Annotated in this window: 21 protein-coding genes; 14 read left to right on the top strand and 7 right to left on the bottom strand. The window is 63.7% G+C overall.

Annotation, left to right across the window (positions count from 1 at the left end; all coding sequences use genetic code 11):
• Positions 1-49 precede the first annotated feature (49 nt).
• On the bottom strand, positions 50-2,665 hold the full coding sequence (gene mutS, locus IPV69_RS22800) for a DNA mismatch repair protein MutS (RefSeq protein ID WP_206292033.1): 2,616 nt from the start codon (positions 2,663-2,665) through the stop codon (positions 50-52).
• 273 nt (positions 2,666-2,938) lie between these two features.
• Here mutS and IPV69_RS22795 point away from each other — a divergent pair, with 273 nt between their 5' ends.
• A complete protein-coding gene (locus IPV69_RS22795) occupies positions 2,939-3,136 on the top strand; it encodes a TraR/DksA family transcriptional regulator (protein ID WP_206292032.1) in 198 nt (65 codons plus the stop codon).
• Positions 3,137-3,187: 51 nt separating this feature from the next.
• Entirely contained in the window at positions 3,188-4,282 is a 1,095-nt protein-coding gene (locus tag IPV69_RS22790) for an endonuclease/exonuclease/phosphatase family protein (protein ID WP_206292031.1), read from the top strand.
• Between the two features lie 225 nt (positions 4,283-4,507).
• On the opposite strand, the gene IPV69_RS22785 is transcribed toward IPV69_RS22790, so the two are convergent.
• The 3 genes from IPV69_RS22785 to IPV69_RS22775 all read right to left on the bottom strand — a co-directional run bounded on the left by IPV69_RS22785 (position 4,508) and on the right by IPV69_RS22775 (position 6,912).
• A complete protein-coding gene (locus tag IPV69_RS22785) occupies positions 4,508-5,188 on the bottom strand; it encodes a prefoldin domain-containing protein (RefSeq protein ID WP_206292030.1) in 681 nt (226 codons plus the stop codon).
• A gap of 76 nt (positions 5,189-5,264) precedes the next feature.
• The gene (locus tag IPV69_RS22780) at positions 5,265-5,909 is read right to left on the bottom strand and encodes an ATP-dependent Clp protease proteolytic subunit (protein ID WP_206292029.1); all 645 of its coding nucleotides are present in this window, start codon (positions 5,907-5,909) and stop codon (positions 5,265-5,267) included.
• A 166-nt stretch (positions 5,910-6,075) separates the two neighbouring features.
• Positions 6,076-6,912, bottom strand: coding sequence for a ClpP family protease (locus tag IPV69_RS22775; RefSeq protein ID WP_206292028.1), 837 nt, complete (start codon positions 6,910-6,912; stop codon positions 6,076-6,078).
• A 482-nt stretch (positions 6,913-7,394) separates the two neighbouring features.
• Between IPV69_RS22775 and IPV69_RS22770 the strand changes: the two genes are divergently transcribed.
• Complete coding sequence (locus tag IPV69_RS22770; RefSeq protein ID WP_206292027.1) at positions 7,395-8,528, top strand: S1C family serine protease; 1,134 nt, start codon at positions 7,395-7,397, stop codon at positions 8,526-8,528.
• A 159-nt stretch (positions 8,529-8,687) separates the two neighbouring features.
• On the opposite strand, the gene IPV69_RS22765 is transcribed toward IPV69_RS22770, so the two are convergent.
• The 3 genes from IPV69_RS22765 to IPV69_RS27620 form a co-directional block, all read right to left on the bottom strand.
• A complete protein-coding gene (locus IPV69_RS22765) occupies positions 8,688-9,155 on the bottom strand; it encodes a GreA/GreB family elongation factor (RefSeq protein WP_206292026.1) in 468 nt (155 codons plus the stop codon).
• 322 nt (positions 9,156-9,477) lie between these two features.
• Positions 9,478-9,954: an ISAs1 family transposase gene (locus IPV69_RS27625; protein WP_241179937.1), complete on the bottom strand. Its 477-nt coding sequence runs from the start codon at positions 9,952-9,954 to the stop codon at positions 9,478-9,480.
• Positions 9,951-10,637, bottom strand: coding sequence for an ISAs1 family transposase (locus tag IPV69_RS27620; RefSeq protein WP_206290838.1), 687 nt, complete (start codon positions 10,635-10,637; stop codon positions 9,951-9,953). The genes IPV69_RS27625 and IPV69_RS27620 overlap by 4 nt, the downstream gene beginning before the upstream one ends.
• Before the next feature lie 284 nt (positions 10,638-10,921).
• Between IPV69_RS27620 and IPV69_RS22750 the strand changes: the two genes are divergently transcribed.
• The 11 genes from IPV69_RS22750 to IPV69_RS22700 all read left to right on the top strand — a co-directional run bounded on the left by IPV69_RS22750 (position 10,922) and on the right by IPV69_RS22700 (position 24,870).
• The gene (locus IPV69_RS22750; protein ID WP_206292025.1) at positions 10,922-12,385 is read left to right on the top strand and encodes a UDP-N-acetylmuramoyl-L-alanyl-D-glutamate--2,6-diaminopimelate ligase; all 1,464 of its coding nucleotides are present in this window, start codon (positions 10,922-10,924) and stop codon (positions 12,383-12,385) included.
• A 169-nt stretch (positions 12,386-12,554) separates the two neighbouring features.
• Positions 12,555-13,964 carry a UDP-N-acetylmuramoyl-tripeptide--D-alanyl-D-alanine ligase gene (locus tag IPV69_RS22745; RefSeq protein WP_206292024.1) on the top strand — a complete coding sequence of 470 codons (1,410 nt, stop codon included), beginning with the start codon at positions 12,555-12,557 and terminating at the stop codon, positions 13,962-13,964.
• 135 nt (positions 13,965-14,099) lie between these two features.
• Complete coding sequence (gene mraY, locus IPV69_RS22740) at positions 14,100-15,242, top strand: phospho-N-acetylmuramoyl-pentapeptide-transferase (RefSeq protein ID WP_206292023.1); 1,143 nt, start codon at positions 14,100-14,102, stop codon at positions 15,240-15,242.
• A gap of 147 nt (positions 15,243-15,389) precedes the next feature.
• A complete protein-coding gene (locus IPV69_RS22735) occupies positions 15,390-16,976 on the top strand; it encodes an FtsW/RodA/SpoVE family cell cycle protein (RefSeq protein WP_206292022.1) in 1,587 nt (528 codons plus the stop codon).
• A gap of 236 nt (positions 16,977-17,212) precedes the next feature.
• Positions 17,213-18,328, top strand: a complete 1,116-nt coding sequence (locus IPV69_RS22730; protein ID WP_206292021.1) for a UDP-N-acetylglucosamine--N-acetylmuramyl-(pentapeptide) pyrophosphoryl-undecaprenol N-acetylglucosamine transferase — start codon at positions 17,213-17,215, stop codon at positions 18,326-18,328.
• Positions 18,329-18,533: 205 nt separating this feature from the next.
• Positions 18,534-19,976 carry a UDP-N-acetylmuramate--L-alanine ligase gene (gene murC, locus IPV69_RS22725; RefSeq protein ID WP_206292020.1) on the top strand — a complete coding sequence of 481 codons (1,443 nt, stop codon included), beginning with the start codon at positions 18,534-18,536 and terminating at the stop codon, positions 19,974-19,976.
• A 106-nt stretch (positions 19,977-20,082) separates the two neighbouring features.
• The gene (murB, locus tag IPV69_RS22720; RefSeq protein WP_206292019.1) at positions 20,083-20,982 is read left to right on the top strand and encodes a UDP-N-acetylmuramate dehydrogenase; all 900 of its coding nucleotides are present in this window, start codon (positions 20,083-20,085) and stop codon (positions 20,980-20,982) included.
• 169 nt (positions 20,983-21,151) lie between these two features.
• The gene (locus tag IPV69_RS22715) at positions 21,152-22,069 is read left to right on the top strand and encodes a D-alanine--D-alanine ligase family protein (RefSeq protein ID WP_206292018.1); all 918 of its coding nucleotides are present in this window, start codon (positions 21,152-21,154) and stop codon (positions 22,067-22,069) included.
• A 180-nt stretch (positions 22,070-22,249) separates the two neighbouring features.
• Positions 22,250-23,218 (top strand): cell division protein FtsQ/DivIB, encoded by a 969-nt coding sequence (locus tag IPV69_RS22710; RefSeq protein WP_206292017.1) that lies wholly within the window; start codon positions 22,250-22,252, stop codon positions 23,216-23,218.
• Positions 23,219-23,265: 47 nt separating this feature from the next.
• Complete coding sequence (locus tag IPV69_RS22705; protein ID WP_206292016.1) at positions 23,266-23,976, top strand: hypothetical protein; 711 nt, start codon at positions 23,266-23,268, stop codon at positions 23,974-23,976.
• A 399-nt stretch (positions 23,977-24,375) separates the two neighbouring features.
• Positions 24,376-24,870 (top strand): division/cell wall cluster transcriptional repressor MraZ, encoded by a 495-nt coding sequence (locus tag IPV69_RS22700; RefSeq protein ID WP_206292015.1) that lies wholly within the window; start codon positions 24,376-24,378, stop codon positions 24,868-24,870.
• Positions 24,871-25,633: the final 763 nt, after the last annotated feature.

The following is a 25,633-nucleotide window of genomic DNA, read 5'->3' as shown; positions in this document are numbered from 1 at the left end:
GAGGCAGGCAAGAATGCCTGCCCCACCGGCGCTGCCGCACCGGCTCAGGTCATTTCCCCAACTTCCCCTTCAATTTTCCAAGCATCTCCAGCGCCTGCATCGGCGTCATCGCGTTGATGTCGACCGCCGCCAGCTCGCCTATGACCTCCTTGCTCGGGTCGGCGAACAGCGGCAACTGGTTCTCGTCGATCGGCTTGTTCTTCGATCGCAGCGGCCTTGTGTGGGCCGTGTGATGGACGGCCAGTTCGCCAAGCAACTGGCGGGCGCGTTCCAGGACATTCCGCGGTACGCCGGCCAGTCTTGCGACGTGGATGCCGTAGCTGCGATCGGTGCCGCCTTCGACGATTCTGTGCAGGAAGATGACCTGGTCTTCCCACTCGCGGACTGCCACGTTCAGATTCCGCACGCCTTTGAATCGGTCGGACAGATCCGTCAGTTCGTGGTAGTGCGTCGCGAACAGCGTGCGGCAGCGCACCGTGCCGGCGATGTGCTCGGAAATCGCCCAGGCGAGCGAAAGGCCGTCGAGCGTGCTCGTGCCCCGGCCGATCTCGTCGAGCACGACCAGGCTGCGGTCGGTCGCGTTGTTCAGGATGTTGGCGGTCTCGGTCATCTCGACCATGAAGGTCGACTGCCCGGCGTGCAGCTCGTCACTGGCGCCGATGCGGGTGAACAGCCGATCGGCGACGCCCACCGTCGCGCTCTTGGCCGGCACGTAGCTGCCGACTTGGGCCAGCAGCGTGATGAGGGCGACCTGCCGGATGTAGGTGCTCTTACCAGCCATGTTCGGCCCGGTGATGAGCGACAGCGTGTCCCCCTCGGCGAACCGCGTGTCGTTGGCGACGAACTCGCTGCCGAGTTGTTGGTCGAGCACGGGATGCCGGCCGTCGATGATCTCCAGCACGCGCTGCGGCACCACCGCCGGGCGGCAGTAGCGGCGTTCGCTCGCCAGCGCCGCCAGCGACGACAGCACATCCACCCGCGCGAGCCCGAACGCCAACTCCTGGAACGATTCGACGTACGGCAGCAGCGTTTGCCGCACCTTTTCGAAGAGCTGTTGTTCCAACGCGACGCTGCGGTCCTGCGCGGTCAGCGCTTCGCTCTCGAACTTCTTCAACTCATCGGTGATGTACCGCTCGGAATTGGTCGTCGTCTGCTTGCGCGTCCAGGCGATCGGCGCTTTGTCCTTGTGGCTGTTGGTGACTTCGATGTAGTAGCCGAAGACCTTGTTGTACGACACCTTCAGCGAAGGGATGTTCGTCTCGGTCGACAGCCGGACCTGGTACTGGCTGAGCCACTGGGCGGAGTTCTTCGCCAGCTCCTTGAGCCGGTCGAGCTCGGCATCGAACCCGCGGGCGATGACGCCCCCTTCGCGCAGGTGCGGTGCGGGGTCAGGGAGGACGGCCGACGACAGAAACGTCGCCTGCTCGCCGCAGAACGACGCGAGGTTGGCCAGCTCCGGTGCGACCTCTTTCGATCGCGGCATCGCCTGGAGCACTTCGAGCAGTGCCGGCATCGATTGCAGGCAGCGGGAGAGCGACGCCAGATCGCGCGGGCCGACGCGGTTGACCGCGAGCCGGCCGACGATGCGCTCGATGTCGCAGATGTCGTCGAGCTTTTCGATGACGCTCTTGAGCGCGGCCGGCGAGTCTAAAAACGCGGCGATCGCCTCCTGCCGGGCGGTAATGTGCTCGATATCCCGCAAGGGCGTGCGGAGCCACTGCCGCAGCAGGCGGCCGCCCATCGCGCTGCGGGTGCGATCGAGCGCCGACAGCAGCGTGCCTTCGGTCCCGCCGGAGCGAAGCGTGCGGTCGACTTCCAGGCTGCGCCAACTCGCGGGGTCGATCGAGAGATGGTCGTCGACAGTGTGTTTTCGGAGCGACCGCAGATGGCCGACGCCCGATTTTTGTGTCTCGGCGAGATAGCTGAGGATCGCGCCGCACGCGAGGACGGCCGGGTCGTCGTCGGCGAAGCCGAAGCCGGCGGCGGTATGCGTCTGCCACTGCCGCTGCAACTCTTCCTTCGCATGGTGCGGCGTGAACTGCCAGCCGGCCCGCGCGGTGATCGCTTTGACGCCAACGGCGCGAATGCGGTCGGCGAACTCGTGCTCGCGGCCGCTGGGCATCTCGGGCACCAAAACCTCCGCCGGCCGCAATCGGCTGATCTCGTCGAGCACCTGCCGCTCGTCGCCGGTCGCGGCGGTGCATTCGCCGGTCGAGAGCTCCACCCAGCAGACCGACGCCCGGTAGCCGTCGGCTTTGGTGACGTTGAACGCGACGGCGGCAAGGTAGTTGTCAGAGCGGCCGTCGAGCAGTGGATCATCGGTCAGCGTGCCCGGCGTCATCAGCCGGACGACGTCGCGCTTCACGACGCCCTTGGCCAGCGCCGCGTCCTCCATCTGCTCGCAAATCGCCACCTTGTGCCCGGCGGCGATCATCTTGCGAAGATACGCCTCGACCGCGTGAAACGGCACTCCCGCCATCGGGATTTCGTCCGGCTGTCCCTTGTTGCGGCTGGTGAGGGCGACGCCGAGCGCCTTGGCGGCGATCTTCGCGTCGTCCCAGAACATCTCGTAGAAATCCCCCATCCGAAAGAACAGCACGTAGCCCGGGTACTGGGCCTTGAATTGCTGGTACTGCTGCATCGCCGGGGAGAGTTTCTTCTCCACGGAGGGAGCTTTTCGTTTCGTTGGCGCAGCAGGCTCAGGCGCAGCTTCTCCCTCGCGAAGCGACGAGCTTGCAGGTTCGCCGACTGGCGCGTTCTCGGGTTCTTGTTCGTCCTTGCGGTCCATGCCGGTCGCGAGTGTAGGGCGGGCATTGCCCGCCGGAAAGAGCGTCGCGGTTAGCGCGGTGTAGTTAGCGTCAAGTGTTCTCGGGCTGACCAATCACGGTGGCCGCCGGACCGTTTGACGACCTATCATCTCCGTGCAAAGGAGCCAACCATGTCACTCACCCAGAACCCGACCAAACGCTGCAGCCTCTGCGGCAAGCCGATCGCCAAGGCCCGGCTGGAAGCCCTTCCCGGCGTGACGACCTGCATCGAGTGTGCGTCGAAGCACCCTCAAAAGTTCGACCCGCGCCTGGTGGACCTGAGCGAAGCCAGCCCGATCAATCGAAATGGCTTTGCGCCGAAGGATTGAACGGATCGGTGTCGGTTGCGGTAGTATCGGTGCCCCACAACCGAGGAGTTCATGCAACCGATTCGCCGCTCGTTTATTGCACTCTTGATGGTCGCCCTCATCGGCGCTTCGGCCAAAGCCGAGGAGGTCGTGACCGTCGTCACGTACAACATCGAACATTTCAACGACCATTTCGAGGGTTTCGAGATCGGTAAGAAGCTCACGAAAGAGCAGAAGGACGACCCCAACATCAGCCTGTTGCTGGCGGCGGTGAAGAAGGCGAATGACGAGGACAACTGGGAGACGGCGCAGGTCATCACCGACCGCGACGTGAACCCCGACATCCTGGTCATCCAGGAAGGCTGCACGCAGTCGAACCTGGAGTACTTCAACAAGCGCTGGCTCCGTGAAGCCTACGCGACGGCGATCACCTTTCCCACCAACACCGGCGAGCGCAACCAGCACCTGAACATGCTGCTCAAGCCGGGGTTCAAGGTCATCAAGCAGAACGACAAGTACCACGAAGAAAAGGACCCGACGCCCAACGAGCGCGGCGACAAGCTGTTCGCCCGTGGCCCGGCGTTCGTGCTGATTGAGACGCCGAGCGGCTACCGCTTCTGGGTCGGCACGACGCACCAGAAGAGCAAGCGGATCGATTTCGATGCCGCCGCGCAGTCGGAGATCAAGAAGGAGAACGCCGGCCAGCCGAAGGAAGCGATCACGGCGAAGGTGCTGGAAGGCAAGAATGCCGCCGGCAAGGCCGCGGCCGAGTGGCGCAACCGCGAGGCCAAGCGTACGCACGCGATCATGAAGGAGCTGGCCGCCGGCGGCGATTCGGACGACGTGCTGCTGCTGGGCGACACCAACGACGAACTCGGCATGGACGAGTACGAAAAACTCGCCGGCGGCGACGCGATCGAACTGCTCGTCGGGCCGAAGGAAGACGGTTTCATCCTGGCGACCAAGGCGCTGGTGGACGACAAGCAGATCTCCTTCGGCGGCTACTGGCGGCCGGACTTCCGCAGCTTCATCGATCACGTCGTCGCGACCCCCGCGATGAAGGACCAGATCGCAGACGTCAAGGTGTTTCGCGCCGGACTCGCTCGGACTGCAAGCGATCACTATCCGGTGGTGGTGAAGGTGAAGAGCGACGCGGTGAAGAAGTGATCGGGACCGGGAACCGGTGAAACCGCGCGACTCCGATTTTTAGCGCCATCCCCGAAGGGGTGGGCTCTGGCGCGGATCGCGCGGTTGGTGTGGACGACCGGGAGATCTCCGTCCCCGTCTGTGTCGAACATCGAACATCTGCGCGAGTCGCGTCGTCCGAGCCCACCCCTTCGGGGATGGCGCTAAAAAGCGCACGATATACCTGATCAGTGTCAATGTCGCGCTTTAGCCACCGGTCTTGGTTGCCGGCGCGGTGGTCGGTTGCGTTGTGGGTGCCGTCGGAAGTTTGACCTTCACCACCGTCTGAATCTTGAACGGCGCCTGCGTCAGTTCGTCAACGAAGGTGATCTTGAGGGTCAGTTCATCGTGCGTGGGAACCTTCTCCTGCCAGGGGCAGTCGAGGACGTAGTTGTAATCCAGGAAGCTGCCCCGCCACTTCTTGCGGACCGAAGCGACATCGAACGCCCAGGTGCCCACGAGCGGGGATGCCGTGTCGGCCAGGTCGAACGCCTCGACGGTAAAGCTCCCTGACATCTTGATCGGCTGACCTTCGTTGTCGATCGGGGCGATGTAGACCTTGACGCCTTCATCGCCGGTTTTCTTGCCGTCGGTGTCCAGACCGCCGGTGAGTCGGCCGAGTTCGAGGCCGGTCGTGGTGAACAGCCGGGCCAGGCGATCGGGAGGGAGCGTGGGGATGGTCGGCCGGCTGTCGCGCAGGCTTTCGATGACGCGCTGATCTGCTGCAGACTTGGTTTCCAGTTCGGCAACCCTGGCCGCCAGCGCCTGCTTCTCCTTGCGGAGCTCGATATTGGCCGTCGAAGGGCTGCCGCCGCAGCCGGTTGCGATCAGAAGAAGCGAGAGACCGATCGTCGGGGCGAATGAGGCGATCGTTCGGATGGATGACATGAGGTGGCTCCGAACGCAAGTGACTTCTTCACTCCCTCTCCCCCGAGTACAGGGGAGAGGGAGCGGATTCAGGCCCTCACACCTTCTCGTCTTCACCCGTCGGCAGCGGACGGGCGATCGTTTCGGGGATGCGTTCGAGCACCTTGTCGGCGCAGCCGTAGGCGACGGCTTCTTCGGCGAAGAGCCACTTGTTGCGGTCGAAGTCGCGGTGAATGGTTTCAGGCGTCTTGCCGGTCCACTCGGCCATCAGCTTGTACATGCGGTCGCGGAGGCGAAGCATGTGCTGGGCTTCGATCGCAAGGTCCGTCGCCGGGCCCTGCATCACGCCGCCGATGAGCGGCTGGTGGAGCATGACCTGTGCATTGGGCAGGCAGGAGCGCTTGCCCTTGGTGCCGGCCGACAGCAGGATCGCGCCCATGCTGGCGGCCATGCCGATGCAGGTGGTGGCGACGTCGCAGCGGAGGAACTTCATCGTGTCGACGATGCCGAATCCCGCCGACACGCTGCCGCCGGGCGAGTTGATGTAAAAGTTGATGTCGCTCTTGGGGTCTTCGTTGGACAGGAAGAGCAACTGTGCCTGGATGACCGAGGCCGACTCATCGGTGACGGGGCCCGTCAGCATGATGATGCGGTCGCGGAGCAGGCGCGAGTAGATGTCGTAAGCCCGCTCGCCGCGGCCGGACTTCTCGACGACGATGGGGATGAGGGTGTTGGAAGTCATGGGAGTCAGTTTTGTTCGGAGTCGAGTGGCGCGAAACAGAGTCGGTGAAGGCACGGAGGCACGAAGGAGTTGAGGCACGCAGGGTCAGGACGTTTCTGGTGAGCGGCGTCGCGTTCGGCCACCCTCCGTGCCTTCGTGCCTGATGCCTTCGTGCCTTTCTTCCAACCTACTTCGGCTTGTTCCCGTCCGCCGCCGTCACGGCAGCCGCGGTGTCGTTGCCGCCGAGCACTTCGTCGCACAGGCCGTACTTCACGGCGGCTTCGGCGTCGAAGAACCGGTCGCGCTCGGAGTCTTCCTGGATGCGTTCCATGGTCTGGCCGGTGCACTCGGCCATGATCTTGATGAGCGACGACTTGTCCTTCAGGATCTGCTCGGCCTGGATCTCGATGTCCGCCGCCTGTCCGTACACGCCGCCGTACGGCTGGTGGATCATCACCTTGGCGTTGGGCAGGATGAAGCGCTTGCCCTTCTGGCCGGCCATGAACAGCACCGCCCCGCCGCTTTCGGCGCGGCCGATGCAGTAGGTGGCGATCTGGCACGACAGCACCTTCATGATGTCGTACACCGCCAGCGTGTCATCCACGACACCGCCGGGCGAGTTGATGTAGAAGTTGATGTCCGCGTCGCGTTTCACGCTCTGCAGGTAAAGCAAGTGCATGATGACGCGGTACGCCGACGCGTGGTTGATCTCGCCGACGAGGAACACCACCCGGTTTTCGAGCAGCAGTTCCTCGATGGTCATTTCGCGGTAGCGGTTGTACGACCCGCCGCCCGGCCCGGGCATGGCGACCGGCATCGAGACGGGGCCGCGGCCGGGAATCATGCTCGGCATGCCGCGGGTGTTCATCTGCGTGCTGGTGGGGATTCCCATTTGCGGCACGGCGTAAGCCGGTGTGTGGGTCAGCGTCGCCGGGTCGATGCCGGCAGACTTCACCGCCGACTCCAGTTCGGCGAGTCTCGCCACCACGCGGGGGTCGACGTTCGTCAGGTCCAGGTTGGTCATTCGCTTCCTCGAATCTTGCGTCAAGGCGGATCAGGCTCGGTTCTTTGTGTCGGGTTGCATTACGGCACGGGGAGACTCATCGGGAGAACTTCCACGCAGCGCGACGCAGCATCCACTGCGTTCAGGCCACTGCATCGGAGCACTCATCGCAACCCGGGCCGATCCTACGCCCGTTGTTCCGGACCGTCAATTTGACCCGGCGGGTCGTCCGAGCACCGGCGCACCGGTAGCCACCCTGTCTATCGGCCGCCTTTGCATGGCAAGTGAGTGGTGCTCTGGCCCGGTCCCTGTTCATCCTCTCGCTTGCCTCTTTAATCCCTTCGCAGCGCTCTAAGGCGTCCATCCCTGCCGGCACAAAGACTCGGCCGGCATGCACCCCGGAACGCACTGGTTCGATGCTGTCACAAACCAGCCGAGCTGCGCATCCAACGAGGTTGAGAAGCGGCACCGCGTCCGCCGTGGCTCGATACCAGAGGTTTGCCATGCAACACACGAATCGGATTCTGCAATACGTTCTGAACGACAGCACCGGAGCCGCCGTGGCCGAGGGGACGAGTGCCGGTATCGCATCGGCGGTTGACGTCGGCGATCGGTCACGAGCGGCCGAACGGCGCGACGCCGGCCTGGGCGACGCCGATCTGCTCGATGCGTATAGCCGCGCGGTGACCGGTGCGGCCCGCCGGGCCTCGCCCGCCGTCGTCAATATCGAGGTCAAGCACGCCCCGCGCCAAGTCGTCGATCGGCGGACCGGACAGCAGTTCGAAATGCCCAACGGCGGCAGCGGGTCGGGGTTCATCTTCACGCCGGACGGCCTGATCCTGACCAATAGCCACGTCGTCCACGGTGCGGAGAAAATCCGTGTCACGCTCGCCGACGGTCGGCAATACGAGGCCTCGCTGGTCGGGGACGACCCCGAAACCGACCTGGCGGTGATATCGATCCTGGCGCCTAACCTGACCTCGGTCAGCTTCGGCGATTCCAATGCCATCCAGGTCGGCCAGCTTGTCGTTGCGATCGGCAACCCGTACGGCTTCCAATACACCGTGACGGCGGGCGTGGTGAGCAATCTGGCCCGCTCGTTCCGTAGCAAGACCGGACGGCTCGCCGACAACATCATCCAGACCGATGCGGCTTTGAACCCCGGCAACTCCGGCGGACCGCTGGTCGATTCCGGTGGCCGGGTGATCGGCGTGAACACCGCCATCATCGCCGGCGCGCAGGGCATCTGTTTTGCTATCCCCGCGGCGACGGCGCAGTTCATCGCCAGCCGGCTGATACGCGACGGCCGGGTGCGGCGCAGCTTTCTCGGTGTCGGCGGGCAGAACGTGCCCCTCCACCGGCGGGTGGTGCGCTTTCACAACCTGCCGGAAGAGACGGGCATCCTTGTCGTCAGCGTAGAGCCCGACAGCCCGGCCCATACCGCGGGCCTGATCGAAGGTGACGTCCTGCTGGAACTCGACGGCAAGCCTCTGCGGCACATCGACGACCTGCAGCGGATTCTGACCGAGGAAAAGGTGGGCGAACGGATTCCGCTGACGCTGCTGCGGCAGCAGACCGAGAAGCAGATGGTGTGGGTGGTGCCGGGCGAGAGTCGGGCCGGCGTTGAACGCGAGTGAATCAACGAGGATGAAGACCGGAACACCCGGAATGCAAAATGCAAAACATGCAATGAAAAACGCAGAATGAACCATGCCGACCGATCGGCAACTTCATTTTGCAATTCTCATTGCATGTTTTGCATTTTGCAGTCGTCCGGGCGTCCGCCAAGGCGGACCCTACAGGATCTCAACGATCTTGAATTCCATCGTGCCGCGCGGCGCCTTTACCTTGATGACTTCGCCGACGCGGGCTTTCATCAGGGATTCGCCCATCGGGCTGGTCGCCGAGACGTCGGTGACGTCGGAACCCGCCGTCGGCGGCTGGGCTTCGCCGACCAGGCGGACGATGGTTTCGCTCTCGTCGTCCATGTCCAGCAGCTTGACGGTATGGCCGAGGAAGACCATGTCCTTGGGGATGTTGTCGGTGCCGACCACCTGGACCGTGCGTAGTTTCAATTCCAGCTCGGCCAGCTCCCGGCCGATGGTGCGGTTTTCTTCTTTGGCGTAGTGGTACTCGGCGTTCTCCGAGAGGTCGCCGAGGGCGGCAGCTTTGCGAATGCGGTCCTGCACATCGAGCTTCTGGTCGTAAAGCTCCTGTCGCTTCTTCTGGAGACGCTCCATCTCATCGGGGCTGACTATCTGCATGGCAAACGCTCCTTCGATCGCAGTCCCGGGTCGCCGTGGCAGGCGACCCGCGTGCAAGCTGAAACTGAGGCGGGCTCGTGGCCCGGCTGGGTCAAAACGTGACTCTTGAGAAAACGCAAACCACCGCGCTGGGCGCGGTGGTTTGCGGACTTTTATCGCACGGCACAGTATAGGGCAGTTTCCCCGATTGGCAACGGTCGGAAATCGTTCGGAAATCGGTCCGTCGCGCTCCGGTTCGCGTCGCGGTCAACCATGTCGGCCGTGAGGGGTTAACCCTTCCTGCGACAGCCATGAGATGCCCCTGCACAGGGCGATTGCATGTTCAGGTCGTTAGCAGACGGAGCAGGTAGTGCTCGTCCCAACCTGCCTTTAACCGTTTCCCGTGGATCCCGTTTTTGATGCTCTTGTCCCGCTTGAGAAGATTGAGCGTCAGCCGGCACAACCGGGAGTAGTTCTCCGCACCATAGCCTTTGCGGATCCGCCGCTCGTCCTCGCGGGAGCTCACGTCCAGTTGCCAGTGCAGCTTGTTCTCGATGGCCCAGTGGCCGCGGATCGCCGCCGCCATCGCCCTGGCGTCGGTCCCTGCGACGCTGCTGATGAAGTAATGCCGCTCGACGCTGCTCTTGCCGGCAAGCACCTCCCGCTTGCGTTCGACCGCGATCACGCCGGCCAGTCCCGGCCACTGCTGACATAGGTCGCCGAGCCAGTGCACTTCGTCCATCACCCACACTTTGCGGGTGTCCAGCCGGCCGTGGTCGGCGTCGAACTCCTCGTGGACGCCGTGGCTCACGTCCTTCATGCCGCCCAGGATCGCTTCGTCCAGCAGCTTCCTGACCTTCGCGTGCAGCGTCGGACGAGGCGAAGCCTGGTCCTCGGCTGGTTCTCCTTCACCGACAGCACGTAGTTGCCGCCGGCATCGACGATCTGTCTGGCGATCTGCGTCTGGCAGCCGGCGGCATCGATCGTCACCGTCGCGTCCTGAATGTCTAACAGGCCCAAAAGCCGCGGGATCGCCTCGATCTCATTGCTCTTGTCATCCACGGCGACCTGGCCGAAGACCATCCGGTGGGCGTCGACGAACGCGCTGACCATGTGGGTCATGTTGTTCCTGGCCCAGGCGTGTTCGAAGGACCGGCGGATGGCCTTGCCGTCGATCGCGATCAGTCGTCCGCCGGCGGACTGTGCGATCGCGCCGACCCAGGCGTTGAAACACTGCTCGAAGGCGTCGGGATGGAGCTTGGCGAAGACGCGACCGAAGGTGTCGTGAGAGGGGATGCCGTGGGGAAGATCCAGGAAGGTTCGAAGCCAGGAGAGCTTGCTCTTGCCATAGAGTTCAACGTCGACCCAGCCGTCGGCGCCGCAGATAACGGCGCAGACGGAGATGACGAGGATGTCGTGGAGTTTGTGAATCACGTTGCAGCCGCGAGGATCGGGGAGGTTGGAAAACGCGCGCAGGGTACCACTGGTCGCAGGGCCATCCATGGCGAAGCTCCGTTTCAGGAGATGAAAGTTGTTACCAGCGAAGCTTCGCGACCGGTGAAGGAGTGATAGCGAGAGAAGTTAGAAAGCGCAACCCGTACAAAACACAACCATCGACAAAAGGAGATGCGATTGCCCTCTGCCCCTGCACGGGTCGCGTCGCACCCCTTTGCACCCTCCTGCTGGTCCTGATAATCTCTGGCGGTCGGTCGTGGCACGGATGCCGCAGGCATTTCATCCGGCATTGAGCCTCGGATCTGCCGATGTTTCCGGGAAAAGGACGTCCCATGCTCCTGTTCGATCTGCTGCGGTCCGCCTCCCTTCCGGTTGATCTGGACCGGGTTCCCAACGTTCCCATTAACGCCGTTCGCGAAGACAGCCGACTCGTTCGGCCGGGCGATCTGTTTGTCGCGCGTCCGGGCGGCAAGACCGACGGCGCGAAGTTCCTGGAAGACGCCCGGAGCCGCGGCGCGGTGGCCGCCGTGGTGGCGTCGAGGGTCGAATCGCCTCTGCCGCAGGTCATCGCCCGGGATATCCGCCCCGCCGCCTCGAAACTCGCGATGACGCTGCTCGGCCGGCCGGACCGGGCCGTGAAAGTCATCGGCGTTACCGGAACCAACGGCAAGACGACGACCACCTACCTGCTCCGCCACCTGTTGGGCCGCATAGGGTTGAAGTGCGGCCTGGTGGGCACCGTCGAGGTGGACGACGGCAAATCCGTCCGCGAAGCCAGCATGACGACCCCCTCGGCGTGCGACATCGCCGACCACCTGGCCGCGATGCGCGACAACGGCTGCGGGTTCTGCGCGATGGAAATCTCCAGCCACGCGCTGGACCAGGGGCGGGCCGCGGGCGTGAACTTTGCCGGCGGCGTGTTTACCAACCTGACCGGCGACCACCTGGACTACCACAAGACGATGGACGCGTACGCCGACGCCAAGGCGTCGCTGTTCAACTCGCTCGGCGAGAATGCGGTCGCCGTCGTCAATGCCGCCAGCCCCTGGTCCGACCGGATGGTTCGGGATGCGAAGGCGTGCGTCGTTCGCTTCGGCCTGACCGAAGACTGCGACTACGCCGCCCTGATGCCGGCGACCACCGCCGGCGGCACGAAGTTCATGCTGAAGACGCCCGACGGCACGGCGGAAATGAGCCTGCTGCTCATCGGCCGTCACAACATCGAAAACGCATTGGGCGCGGCGGCGATCGCCGGCGAGACCTGTGGTCTGAGCGTGCATCAGATCGCCGCCGGACTGAAAAACGCGATCGGCGCGCCGGGAAGACTGCAGCCGGTTCGCGCCGGCCAGCCGTTCGCGTGTTTTGTGGACTACGCCCACACCGACGACGGCCTGGACAATGTGCTCCGCGCCGCCCGGCCGGTGACGAAAAAGAAGCTGCGTGTACTGTTCGGCTGCGGCGGCGACCGCGACCGCACCAAGCGCCCCCGCATGGCAGCGACCGCCGAACGGCTCGCCGATGCGGTTTACATCACCAGCGACAATCCGCGGACGGAAGACCCGCTGGCGATTATCGATGAGGTCGTCGCCGGTTTGTCACCAGCGGCGCGGGATCGCGCCGTCGTCGAGCCCGATCGTCGCGAGGCGATCCGCCGAATCATCGCCGATGCCGAGCCCGGCGATGTCGTCGTCATTGCCGGGAAGGGCCACGAAAACTATCAGATCATCGGTACCGAGAAACGGCACTTTGACGACGTTGAAGAAGCGACGGCGGCGATACGCGGCGTGTTGGCGTGAGGCATCAATGAAATCAAAGGCGAACATCGAACATCGAACGCCGAACACCGAACGCCGAATGGGAAGGGCCCAGACCGAGTCTCCTCATACGAAGTTCGGTGTTCGAAGTTCGATGTTCGATATTCGCCTCTTCTGCCCGAGCATTCGCTACCGACAGGCGGCGTGACACATGCGTCCCATCACCCTCCAACAACTTCGCCAGGCCGTCGGTGGCAAGCCGCTTTGCGTGCTTCCCGAAGACGCTTCCACCGTTGATGCCGTCTGCACCGACTCGCGGATGATGCAGAAGCGTTCGGTCTTCATCGCCCTGCGGGGCGAGCGGTTCGACGCCCACGAGCATCTCTTGCAGGCGGTGAATGGCGGCGCGGTTGCGCTGGTGGTCGAGCGCGTACCTGAGGGCGTTGTAGTTCCGGCGGAGGTTTATGTTCTTCAGGTTGCCGACACCTACGCCGCGATGGGCAAGCTCGCGAAGTTCGTCAGGCTGCAGATGAAATCGAAGGTGATCGCGGTCGCCGGGTCCAACGGGAAGACCGGCACCAAGCTGCTGATCCATGCGGCCCTGTGTGGCCGGTTGCGGGGCAGCATTTCGCCCAAGAGCTTCAATAACAACGTCGGCGTGCCGCTGACGATCTTCCCCGCCGACCCGGCGCAGGATTACTTGGTGCTGGAGGTCGGCACCAACCACCACGGCGAAATCGCACCGCTGGCCGAGATGAGCCAGCCCGATATCGCCGTCATCACCAATGCCGGCGCGGAACATCTCGAAGGCCTGGACGACATTCGCGGCGTGCGATTGGAGAACGCCGCGATCACGCAGGGGATGGGGCCCAAGGGCCTGCTGATTGTCAATGGTGACGACGCCGAGCTGGTCGCCGCCGTGTCGCACTATCAGGGCAAGCGGCTGACGTTCGGCTTCGGCGATCACAATGACCTGTTCGCCGCCGACGTGCAGTGCGACGACACCGGCGTGCGGTTCATGCTCAACGGCAATCGCGAGGTGTTCGTCCCGCTGCTGGGAAGGCACACTGCCGCCAACGCGCTGGCGGCGATCGCGGTCGGCCGTCGTCTGGGATTGCCGGAAGAGGCGATCTTCGAAGGGCTGCGGCACGCGACCGGCCCCGACATGCGGCTGCAGCTCAAGGCGGTCCACGACATTCACATCCTCAACGACGCCTACAACGCCAACCCCAACAGCATGCGGGCGGCGCTGGAAACGGTCGCGACGCTGAACGTCGGCCGTCGCCGGATTGCCGTCCTCGGCGACATGCGCGAACTGGGCCGCAGCAGCGAACGCTATCACAAGGAAATCGGCGAACTCGCCGGCAGCGGGATCGTCGACTGGCTGGCGTGTGTCGGCGAGCAAAGCAAATTGATGGCTGAGGCGGCGGTTGCCAGCGGAATGTCCCCCGCTGCCGTCGTCCACTATGACACCGCCGAGCAGGCCGCCGCCGACCTTCCGAACCATGTTCAGTCCGGCGACCTGGTGCTCATTAAAGCCTCGCGCGGCATTCGACTGGAGAAGGTGGCGCAAGCGATCGAGGCGTTTCGGTGCCAGGTGAACGTGCGTGCGGCGGTGTGATAGCTGAATGGCGAATAGCGAAAAGCGACTGGCGAATGACACTCCACGTTGCGATGACCAGAGCGGCAACGATTGGGTATTGAAGGTTCATTCGTCATTCACTTTTCGCAATTCGTCATTTGAACTCTGAGCTTCATGATCTATCTCCTCGTCCAATACTTCGAAGACTGGCTCGAAAGCCACAGCCTGGGTTTCCTGCGCGTTTTTAACGCTCCGACCTTCCAAAGCGCCGCCGCACTGGTGCTCAGCTTTCTGATTGTCATCGTCTTCGGCGGACGGGTGATCGAGTGGCTCCGCCGGCAGAAGCTCGGCGATCTGGCGACGTTCGACCAGGCCGAGATGGACAAGCTGATGTCCAGCAAGAAAGGCACGCCGACCATGGGCGGCCTGCTGATCATCGCGGCGATCGTCCTCACGTCGCTGCTGCTGGCCGATCTGGAGAACTTCTACGTCCGCATGGCACTAATCTGCGTCGTCTGGCTGGGCGCGGTCGGCGCGACCGATGACTGGCTGAAACTGACCGCCGGCCGTCGAACCGGGTCGCGGCAGGGACTGACGTCGCGAGAAAAACTCCTGTTCCAGGTCGGACTGAGCCTGCTGCTGGCCTACTTCACCTATCGCCACGGCGAAGAAATCCCGCAGGCGACTCGGCTCTACTTCCCGTTCCTCAAAGACGTTTATGTCCCCCTGTCGCTGGCGGCGTACCTGGTCATCGCGATGCTGGTGATGACGGGTTCGAGCAACGCCGTCAACCTCACCGACGGCCTGGACGGCCTGGCGTCGGGGACGATGGCGATCGTCAGCTTTGTGTTTCTCGTGCTGGCACTGGTTGTCGGCATCCCGCAACTGGCCAACTACCTGCTCGTCCCCTACATCCGCGCGAGCGGGCAAATGGCAGTCATCTCCGGCGCGATGATGGGCGCGTGCCTGGGCTTCCTGTGGTTCAATTGCCACCCGGCGAAAGTGTTCATGGGCGACACGGGCTCGCTGGCGCTGGGCGGACTGATCGGCTACGTCGCGATCGTGATCCGGCACGAACTGGTGCTGGTTTTAGCCGGCGGCATCTTTGTCATGGAAGCCGTCAGCGTGATGATGCAGGTGAGCTACTTCAAGTACACCCGCAAGCGCTTCGGCGAGGGCCGGCGCATCTTCCTCATGACGCCAATCCACCATCACTTCCAAAAGAAGGGCTGGACCGAAACGCAGGTGGTGGTGCGATTCTGGTTGATCGGCGCGATGCTGGCGGCAATGTCGCTCGCGACGATCAAGTTACGTTGAGCCAATCCAGAGATGTAGCGCGCTGATTGTCGGCAGACTGTGCGGTGCCGCCGCGCGGTGCGGCCCCCTCATCCCACGTCAGCCTTTTCCGACAATCGACGATCGACGTTCAACATTCCCACCCGTTCCGTCCGATAACTAAGCGCAGTGGAAGCTTCGATCTATCGTCTGCGGTCGCGCGACCTGCTGACCCTCTGTGTTCTGGCGCTATTGGCGTTCGGGACCGTGATGGTGCAGAGCGCCTCGACGTCGCTCAGCGGCGCAATCGTCCGCGCTCCTGCTCCCGACCCTGCCGGGCCTCGGGAAACCTCGCCGGCGCGGCCCGTGAATGTCGTCGCGGCGGCCTCGGCCGACGGCATCGACCTCTCCTGGAGCCCGGATCGCGATTCGGCCGTCGTCAGCTATCGCATCTATCGCGGCCGGTCCGATACCGGTCCGTTTGATCTGCTCGACACCCTTCGTAAACCCCACACCAGGTATCACGACGCGACCGGCCCCCAGGGCGACGCGGCGGTCTACCGCGTGACGGCATTGGACGAATCAGGCGTCGAAAGCGCGCCGACGATACTGACCGTCACCCGCCCGGGCCTCTGGCGGTGGACGCAACTGGGCTCCAAGCAGCTTCTTTACGTCGCGCTGGCGGCCGGGCTCTACTTTGTTGTCGGGCGGATCGACTACCGAAGGCTGGCACGCTTCGATGGCCCGTTGATCGCCTCGCCGGTGTTCTGGATATTGGTCGTCGCGACGGCCGCCTGCGTGGCGGTGCTGATTCCCGGCATCGGCACGGCGATTAACGGTGCCCGGCGGTGGATCAAGCTCGGGCCGATCCAGGTTCAGCCCAGCGAACTGGCCAAGTGGGGCGCGGTCATCTTCACCGCCTGGTGGCTGACCCGGCCGCGGACCGATATGCAGAAGTTCGTCGGTGGCTTTATGCCGGTGATCGCCGCGGTCGGCATCCTCTGCCTGCTGGTGGTCATCCAGGATTTCGGCACCGCAGCGCTGATCGGGATGTGCATTCTCACGATGCTCCTCGCGGGGCGCGTAAAACTGTGGCACATCTCGATCATTCTTATCCCGGCGGTTGCGGGCGCGATCTGGTTCATCACCGCCAAGGACTACCGCCTGCGCCGAATCCTGGCATTCCGCGATCCCTACGCCAGTCCGCAGGGCGAGGGATACCACATGATTCAGAGCCTGCTCAGCTTCACGACCGGTGGGCTGACCGGCCGGGGTCTGGGCAATGGCGTCCAGAAGCTCGGCTACCTGCCGGAAGACACGACCGACTTCATCTTCGCAGTGATCTGCGAAGAACTCGGGCTGGGCGGCGCTGTGCTCGTGGTCGCCCTTTACCTGGGCATTCTGCTGGTCGCGTGGGAAACCATGCGGCGGAACCGCGACGACTTTGGCCGGTTGCTGGCGTTCGGCGTGGCTTCGATGGTCGGCCTGCAGGCCGCGATCAACATCGCCGTCGCGACGGTGAGCGTGCCGACTAAGGGCCTGAGCCTGCCGCTTATCAGTGCCGGCGGCAGCGGGATGGTCATCACCTCGGCCGCACTCGGATTGCTATACAGCGTGACACGACATGCGCGAAACGCAGCATCCGCCCGGGCCGATGCTCTCGTAGGGTCCGCCCTGGCGGACGCGGAGGCTCTCGACGGAGAACAGGGCGAGAATCGGCAAACCAAGTCGTCGCGTCCGCCAAGGCGGACCCTGCAGGCGGTTCCGGCGGTCTGATGGCGGCAACGAACTGTCAGAAGGAAGACACGATGTGGATATCACAACCATTCCTCACTTCGGCTCCCTGGTTCCGGTGGCAGACCTTCATCGCGTGGCTTACCGAGGTTTCAGCGACCGTGGCCCGACGCACCGCGGCTTTCCGACAAGCCGTGCGCGAGGCTGCCGAAGACGAGATCATTTAACGCGCTCGCTGGCCTGATGGAGCCTCTGGCCGTACTCTGTTTGACTCACTCATGGCCGAACCGTTGACCATCTTTCTCGCCGGCGGGGGCACCGGCGGACATCTGTACCCGGGCATTGCGGTCGCCGAGGCGATGCGCGCCGTGCTTCCGGACGTGCGGCCGGTCTTCCTCTGCACGCAGCGGGAGATCGATGCGGTCATCCTGAAGCCGACGGGATTCGAGTTCATTCCCCAGCCGATCGTGCCGCCGGTCAGTTCGGTCGGCGGACTGCTGAAGTTTTACAAGAGCTGGCGCGAGACGAAGGACCTGGTCAAGCAGCTGCTGACCGACCGCCGCCCCGCCGCCGTACTGGGCCTCGGTGGATACGCCGCCGGCGTGGCCGTGAAGAAGGCCGCCGCCCAGGGCATCCCCACTGCGGTGCTAAACCCCGATGTCATCCCGGGGAAAGCCAATAAATTCCTGATGAGCGTGGTGAAGGCCGTCTGTTGCCAGTTCGAGGCGACGTCGGGTTTTGTCGGATCGTCGGCCCGGGGCAAGCTGCAGATGACCGGCTGCCCGATCCGTAGCGACATCACCGCCCCGCCGCCGCGCGACGAAGCCGCCAAGCGGCTGGGCATCGATCCGATGCTCAAGACGCTGGTGGTGACCGGTGCCTCGCTGGGCGCGCGGACAGTGAACGAAGCGGTGCTGACGATGCTCGGGGGCATGTCGCTGCGTGGCTGGCAGGTGCTGCACCTGTCCGGCCGCGAACACGCCGACGCCGTCCGCGCCGGGTACCGCGACCTGAGCGTCACGAGCCGGGTGATCGACTTCACCCCCGCGATGGCCGATGTGTGGGCGGCGACGGACCTGGCGATCAGCCGAAGCGGTGCCAGCAGCTGCGCCGAGCTGACGGCGTGCGGCATTCCTTCGATCCTGATGCCATACCCGTATCACCGCGACATGCACCAGAAGGTGAACGCCGAGCAGTTGGTGTCGGCCGGCGGCGCGGTGCTGTTGGACGACGAGAAGGACCGGGCCAAGAACGCGGCGAAGCTTCAGCCGGTCATCGAACAGCTCATGTACGACGCCGGCAAGCGCCAGAAGATGGCCGACGCCGCCAAGGCGATCGGCAAGCCGGACGCGGCCGAGCGCGTGGCGCGGTTGTTGGTGGGATTGGCTTCGTAATTTGTAGGGTGGGCTTCAGCCCATCGCATATCTCGACGCTCCCGGTTGTGTTCCTTTTCGTTCGTCTATCGAGGGGTTGAAAGCCGATCTATCGTGATCGAGAGCGGTGTCCTCCGGCGGACAGGATTCATCTTCGAATACGGCTCGGTGGGCTGAAGCCCACCCTACAATTCTGTCGAAACATCCGTTACCATCCCTCGCGACCATGGAACAGGTCTACACCCCATCGCGAATGGATTCGCGCGTCACATCCTCCGAAGGCAAAGCGCTCCCCAGCCGGTTCGCCGGGAAACGGGTGCATTTCATCGGCATCGGCGGGTCCGGCATGAACGGGCTTGCCCGCATTCTGCTCGACTGCGGCGCGGTCGTGACCGGCTCGGATCCTAACCCCAACGCACAAACCCTCGACCTGATCAAACGCGGCGTGAAAGTCTCGCGCTCTCAGCTCGGCGAGCTGCTGTCGGCGGATGTCGATCTCGTGGTTCGCACGGCGGCCGTGCCGGAGGCGAACCCGGAGTTTCTTGCCGCCAAGCGGTACGGCATCAAGTCGATCAAGTACGCCGAGATGCTCGGCCAGGTGATGCAGGAACGGCTGGGCGTCGCCGTCGCCGGCACGCACGGCAAGAGCACGACCACCGCGATGATCTCGTACGCCCTGACGCAGTGCGGGGCCGATCCGAGCTTTGTCGTCGGCGGGACGTCGCCGCAGCTCGGCGGCGTCGGCAGTCGCAGCGGCACGGGCAAGTCCTTCGTCGCCGAGGCGTGCGAGTACGACCGCAGCTTCCACAACCTTCGACCGACCGTCGCGCTGCTGCTGAACATTGAAGAAGACCATCTCGACTGCTATTCGGGCATTGACGAAATCGTGCAGTCGTTCCGCCGGTTCGCGCAGCTCGTCCCGCCGGACGGCCTGCTGATCGCCAACGGCCAGGACGCCCGCGTGGGCCAGGCGCTGGGCGACCTGCCGACCCCCGTTGAATGGGTGGCGATCGACCGCGAGGCGACCTGGAGCACGCGTGTCACGTCGATCGACAGCGGTCGGCACGCCGGCCAGATTGTCTACAAAGGAAAAGCTGCGGCGACGATCAAGCTTTCGATTCCCGGCGCGCATAACCTGTTTAATGCAACCATGGCGGTCGCCGCGTGTCATGCCTGTGGGATCGACCCCCAGGCGGCGGCCGACGTGATCGGCAGGTTCACCGGCGTGGACCGCCGAATGACTGAGATGGGCCGATGCAACAGCGCCATGGTCGTCGACGACTACGGCCATCACCCGACGGAAATCCGCGCCACATTGCGTGCGTTACGCGAGCGGTATCAGCCCAAGCGGCTGTTCTGCGTCTTCCAGCCGCACCAGCACAGCCGAACGCGGTTCCTGCTGGAAGACTTCGCGACCAGCTTTGCGTCGGCGGATGAAACAATCGTGCCGGACATCTATTTCGTCCGCGACAGCGAGGAAGAAAAGAGCAGAATCAGCGCCCAGCACTTGGTCGAACGTGTGAACGCCAGCGGGCAGCACGCGATCCACCTGGCCAACTTTCCGGCGATCGTCGAGTATCTGAAAGCGACGATCGGCCAAGGCGACCTGGTGGTGACGATGGGCGCTGGAAACGTGTGGGAAATCGGAAGGGATCTGGTGGCGGGCTGAAGCCCATTGTCATTGGTCACTTGTCACTCGTCATTTGTTCGAGCATGCGCGAACATCAATGACGAGCGGCAAGTGACCAATGACAAGTGACAAATGACAAGGACCCATGTCCACGATGCAACTCGTCGGCCCATTCTCCGGTCTGGAATCCTTCGTTCGCGAGAACGAGCCGCTCGCACCGCACACCTGGTACCGCATCGGCGGGCCGGCGAAGTGGTTCGTGCAGCCGCGCAGCGTTGAAGAGCTCAAAGACGCCGCGATCCGCTGCGTCGAGAACGGCATTCAGATCTACGTACTGGGTCTGGGCGCAAACCTGCTGGTCGGCGACGACGGCGTCAACGGCGCGGTGTTCCGGCTCGACGCCGACCATTGGAAGACCGCCGAGATCAACGGCATCAATGTGGAAGTCGGCGCGGGCGCCGACATGCAGAAGCTCGTTCTGAAAACCGTCCGCGCCGGGCTGGCGGGTGTTGAATGCCTGGCGGGCATTCCGGGCACGATCGGCGGCGGCATCCGCATGAACGCCGGCGGAAAGTTCGGCGACCTCGGCGCCGTCGTCACCCGCGTGACCGTGATGGCCGCCGACGGCACGATCTTCGACCGCACGAAAGACGACCTGGTTTTCGACTACCGCAGCACGAACATCTCGGCACCATTCATCCTGGGTGCAACCCTCGAGCTCGACGAGGAAGACCCCGACCGCATCATGAAGCGGACGAAGGAAATCTGGATGTACAAGCGGAACACGCAGCCGCTGAACGCCAAGAACTGCGGCTGCATCTTCAAGAACCCGCGCGGCCTCAGCGCCGGTGCCCTCATCGACCAGGCCGGCCTCAAGGGCATGGTTATCGGCGGGGCTGAAGTCAGCACCAAGCACGCCAACTTCATCATCGCCCACCCCGGATGCAAGGCCGACGACGTCATGCGGCTGGTCAAGATCATTCGTGAGAAGGTCTGGGAGAAGAACCAGATCCACCTTGAGAGCGAAGTGAAAGTATGGGCGTGACGGGGGAATGACGAATGAAGAAATTCGAATGGCGAGTGAAAAGCCAGGTCTTCAATGATCCATGAGCGTCTGGCAATCCGAGAGTTGAGATTTTGGAGATCGACGCTGCATTTGTGATTCGAGTTCCGCCATTCGTCATCCGTTCGTCCGTCGTTCGCAGAAAGGTCGTATGAAAGTCACTGTCCTCCTCGGCGGCCCTTCGGCCGAGCGTGAAGTCTCGCTGGTCTCCGGCGCGGCCGTCGCCAAGGCGCTGCGGGAGATGGGGCACGACGTCTTCGAATCGGACATCTCTCCCACGAATCTCGCCGGGCTCGATCACCCGGCGGATGTGATCTTTCCCGTATTGCACGGCGAGTTCGGCGAGAGTGGCGAGCTGCAGGAGATCCTGGAAGCGCGCGGGTTGCCGTTCGTCGGTTCGGGGTCCAAGGCGTCTCGCCTGGGGATGAACAAGGTCACCACCAAGAAGGCGTGGGAAGCCGCCGGCCTGCCGACACCCCCCTACTTCACGCTGCGCAAGGGAGACAAGATTCCCGGGATTCCGGGCACCTGCGTTGTGAAGGCGATCGGGTCGGGCAGCAGCATCGACGTCTACGTCTGCAAAGCGCCCGCCGAGGCCGAAGCCCAGGCGACCGAGGCGATCGGCAAGGTGCTCGCGAAGCACGAACTGTGCCTGGTCGAGAAGTTCATCACCGGGCCCGAGCTGACCGTCGGCCTGTTGGAAGAAAAGCCGCTCGCGCCCATTCGGATCATTCCCAAGGTCGAGTTCTTCGACTACGAGGCCAAGTACAAGCGGAACGACACCGAGCACCGTTTCGATACCGGCCTGCCGCCGGAGGTGATCGAGAAATGTCGTTCACTCGCCGAGAAGGCCAACGCGGTCGTCGGCGCGAAGGACCTTGCGAGGATCGACATCATGCTCGACGAGGCCGACGGCTTCGCGCCCTACCTTCTGGAGATCAATACGCTCCCGGGGTTCACCCCCAAGAGCCTCCTCCCCGAAGCCGCCGCCCATGCCGGCATCGCGTTCGGGCCCCTGGTGGACCGCTTGGCCGCCCGCGCGGCCGTGAGAGGCGCTCGAACGGCGTGACCCCTTCGTGGCTCAGAGAAGCCCCAGCACAAAGTCCGATAAATCGAAATCTGGATGACGTTTTCGGACCCGCCTTGCCGAATAGAAGGATGCGGGTGACCTCTCGGCGTGCCAACGCATCGCCGGGTAAGACCTCCCGCGGACCGTTCTGATTCCCTGGTTTCCGCTGTTGCACCCACCATGGCTAAAGCCGCCAACCGCCGAGGACGTGAAGCACCCCCGATACGGCCGGAGACCGACGCCGAGTTGGCGCGTCGGCGTTTCATACGTCGCGCCACCATCAACACCACCTTCGCGATCCTGTTCGTAGGCGGCTTTGCCTGGCTGGTCGGCAATCTTCGGCAGACGATCGCAGACCGATCGGTCGCGACCCTGCCGACGATCGCCTTTGTCAGTCGTCCGGCCTGGATGACCGACCTGGTCGCCCACAACCTTTGCGAATCATTTCGGCCGGGCAAGGCGTCGTCGGTCTTCGACCGGAACGCCCTGGTTGACGTCAACGCTCGGCTGAAGGCCAACCCCTGGGTGTCGAAGGTGCGTTCGGTCCGGCGGACCTTCCGCGAATCGGCCGGCGACACGATTGAGGTCGACTGCGACTTCCGCACGCCGGTCGCTTTGGTCTACGACAATGACTCCCGCTATTGGTTCGTCGACGAAAAGGGCATCAAGCTACCTGAGTGGTTTGATGCCGATCAGCTCGGGCAACTGCTTTTTGCCAACGGCCGGGTAAATCTGCGGATCATCGAAGGCATCCGCAACCCGGCCCCGGTCGTTGCCGGCAAGCAGTGGGCGGGAGACGACCTTCAAGCCGGGATCGACCTGGCGCGGCTTCTGCACGGGCTGCCATTCGCCGAGGAAGTCCTTCGAATCAACGTCTCGAACTATGGCGGTCGTCTGGATCAACGGGAGGCCCAGATTGTCCTGATGACCCGCCATGGCAGCGAGATCCGCTGGGGCACCGCGATCAAGCGGAGTGACCGCATAGTCGAGGTGACCGTCGAGCGCAAGCTGGAAGTCATGAAGCAGATCGTTGCCAAGTTCGGCCGGATCGATGCCGGCCAGCCTTGGATTGACATCCGTTTCGAAACCGTGACCTACCCCGCTCAGCCGGCGACGCAGGAGGGTGCGCATGCCGACGGCGGACGGTAGAATCCTGGATCGTGAAACCCGTCAGGGGCGACAAGGACGCTGAATCAGTGACCAAGTTCCCCGCACCAACCTCTGCCGTTCAGGCCCCGGGCCCCGTCCGCGCGGCGCCCGCGCCTTCAAGTCAGGCCCTGCCGCTCACCGGACCCGATCCGCGCTGGGCCGTGTCGCCGGTCGCGGTTGTTGCCTGGCTTGTCGTTCAGTGCGGGTTCCTTGCACTCGGGCTGTTGCAGGTTCCGCTGGCGGCGTCGATGCCTCCGGGATCGACCATGCTGCCGGAACTGATGATTGCCGGGCAGATCGGATTCGCTGCCATGCTCGCCCCGCTCCTGTCGCGGTCGCCGGCAACCCTGGTCGTCGTCGTCGCCGCCTGCTGGCCGGGCCTGCTGCTGGCGGGAGGCCTCGCGGCCACACCGGTTTCGGCGACAGTCCTTTCGGGGCTCGTAGTGACGGCCTGGATCGTCGCGTTGTTCGTCTGGATCGCCGCTTTCGAGTCCGTCGCAATTCGACAGACGGTTACGGCGGTGGCCATCCTACTGGCGATTGGCGTCCCCCTGCTGCTCTATCTTGTTACAGAGTTCGGATCGCCCGACCTAAGTAGCCTCCCTTACGCCTCGGCCTTTGCTCCCATGCCTCTTGCGTGGAATTGCGTCGCCGGCACCGCCAACTGGGCCGAAGCGTTACCGATGGGATTGGTCGTCCTGCTCGGGATGGCGATTTGGCTGGCCCGAGGTCGGCAACATCGATCCTGCTGGAGGTAGGCCGCCAAGACCGGCGGCCAGCGGACCCTCCGGCGTGATGTTCGTCACAGGATTTCTCTCCACTTCTCTCCCAGAACGCCGCCCGAGCCTGTTTTCGGCCGCCCCGACCTCTCGAAACCCAGCAGAGTTGGAACCCGCCAAAAGCGCCCTTCAAAGCTTCCCGCTTTAACTCACAACTTATCCACAGTAATTCGACAAACGACACGCGGCGTTAACGGAGCCGGGAAGTGTCGTCCGGTAAAGCAATTAGGACGTATCGGCACGATCAGCTGTGGGGCTTGAGCCCCTTCAGAACATTTTCTGGACGGTCTACTGGCTTTTCACTTCACATCGTGGGGAGAAAGGGTTAAAAATGGAGACGTCGGGAAGGAAAAGAACAGGAATGGGAGCAAGTACAGAATGCCGCACCCAGTCCTGACTGGCGAATATGAAATCATCTGCGACGAGAAGAAGAGAATTCTCGTCCCGATCGAGGTCCGCCGCGCGATCCCGTTGGAGTTTGGCGAATCGTTCTACTGCTTTCGCGGCGTGAACCGGGTGTGGTGGCTGTACCCCGAAAAGGTGTACGAGAACCTCCACATGAACGAGCCTGGCGAAATGATTCCGAGCGAAGAGATGCTCGCGTTTAATCAGATGGTGTTCGGCATGGCGTCCCGCTTGCCGTGGGACAAACAAGGCCGAGTGCTTCTCCCGGAACGGATCTTCCGGGACGAAAGCATGACGCGGGAACTGACACTCGTCGGTGTCCGCGATCACCTGGAGATATGGAGCCGCGCGGCCTGGGAAGACCGCCGTGCGGAACTCGAGTCCAGAGCCTTGGAGATCTTTCTCCAGGGCAAGAAGGCCCGACAGAATCCGCCGAGCGTGGTACCCACCCCGCCGGCGGTGCAATGACCGAGTCATTCGGTCGGCAATGTCGAACAGGGAGCGTTCGGCAGGTCGGGAGACGTTGTCAGGGAGTACGGGTGCCGGAGTCTGCGATCGCCCGGGAAGAGGCGCGCGGGCCGAAGTACATGTCCTGACGAGGCGCATGGGGCGTCTCGTGATAGCCGCCGACGACTGGCGGAACTTTACAACCAAGCGTTCAGCAGCGCGACCGTCGAGGGGCGTTGGTTGGGCAAGATGCCCGGCCTGCCCTGCGCCAACCGCCGCCCAGGCACGGATGCCAAAGCGATGGAACTGGCAGCGGTCTTTCCTCAGCAGACGTCCAAACGGATGTGGACGCCGCCAGTGGTCTGGGTTCGCGCCGGCAGTTGTCGGGCCGCGCAGAACAGACGACCGGTGCGACGTGAAGGCCCACACGTGAGCGTGTGCCGAATCGTTTGAGGAGGTCGCGCACGGCGATGTCCGAGGCCGGCGGTCGGGTTGTGAGCCGCCCTTCGACATACCGTTCCGCGTTGTCGCCGACCGTCGATCGAGCAACTGCCAGCCAGGATGGCCAGGCGGCCCGATCGGCGGCCGGCGCGACCGGGCAAACGAGAGAATCGGGCTGCAGAGGCTCGACATAAGCAATCCCTTGCCGCGTCGCCCGCACCGGGACTCAGCCCCGGGCATCGAAGACAGGCGACGCATTGGCATCCGCTCCGCTGAGAGCGGGAACTTCCAGTGCGGGCACGGCGAAGGATCGCCAGGCCAGTGCACCAAAACCAGACGACGC

Source organism: Humisphaera borealis (assembly GCF_015169395.1).
GTDB classification, from domain to species: Bacteria; Planctomycetota; Phycisphaerae; order Tepidisphaerales; family Tepidisphaeraceae; genus Humisphaera; species Humisphaera borealis.
The sequence above is the reverse complement of the archived record's forward strand: the minus strand, read 5'-3'. Positions and strand labels throughout refer to the sequence as shown.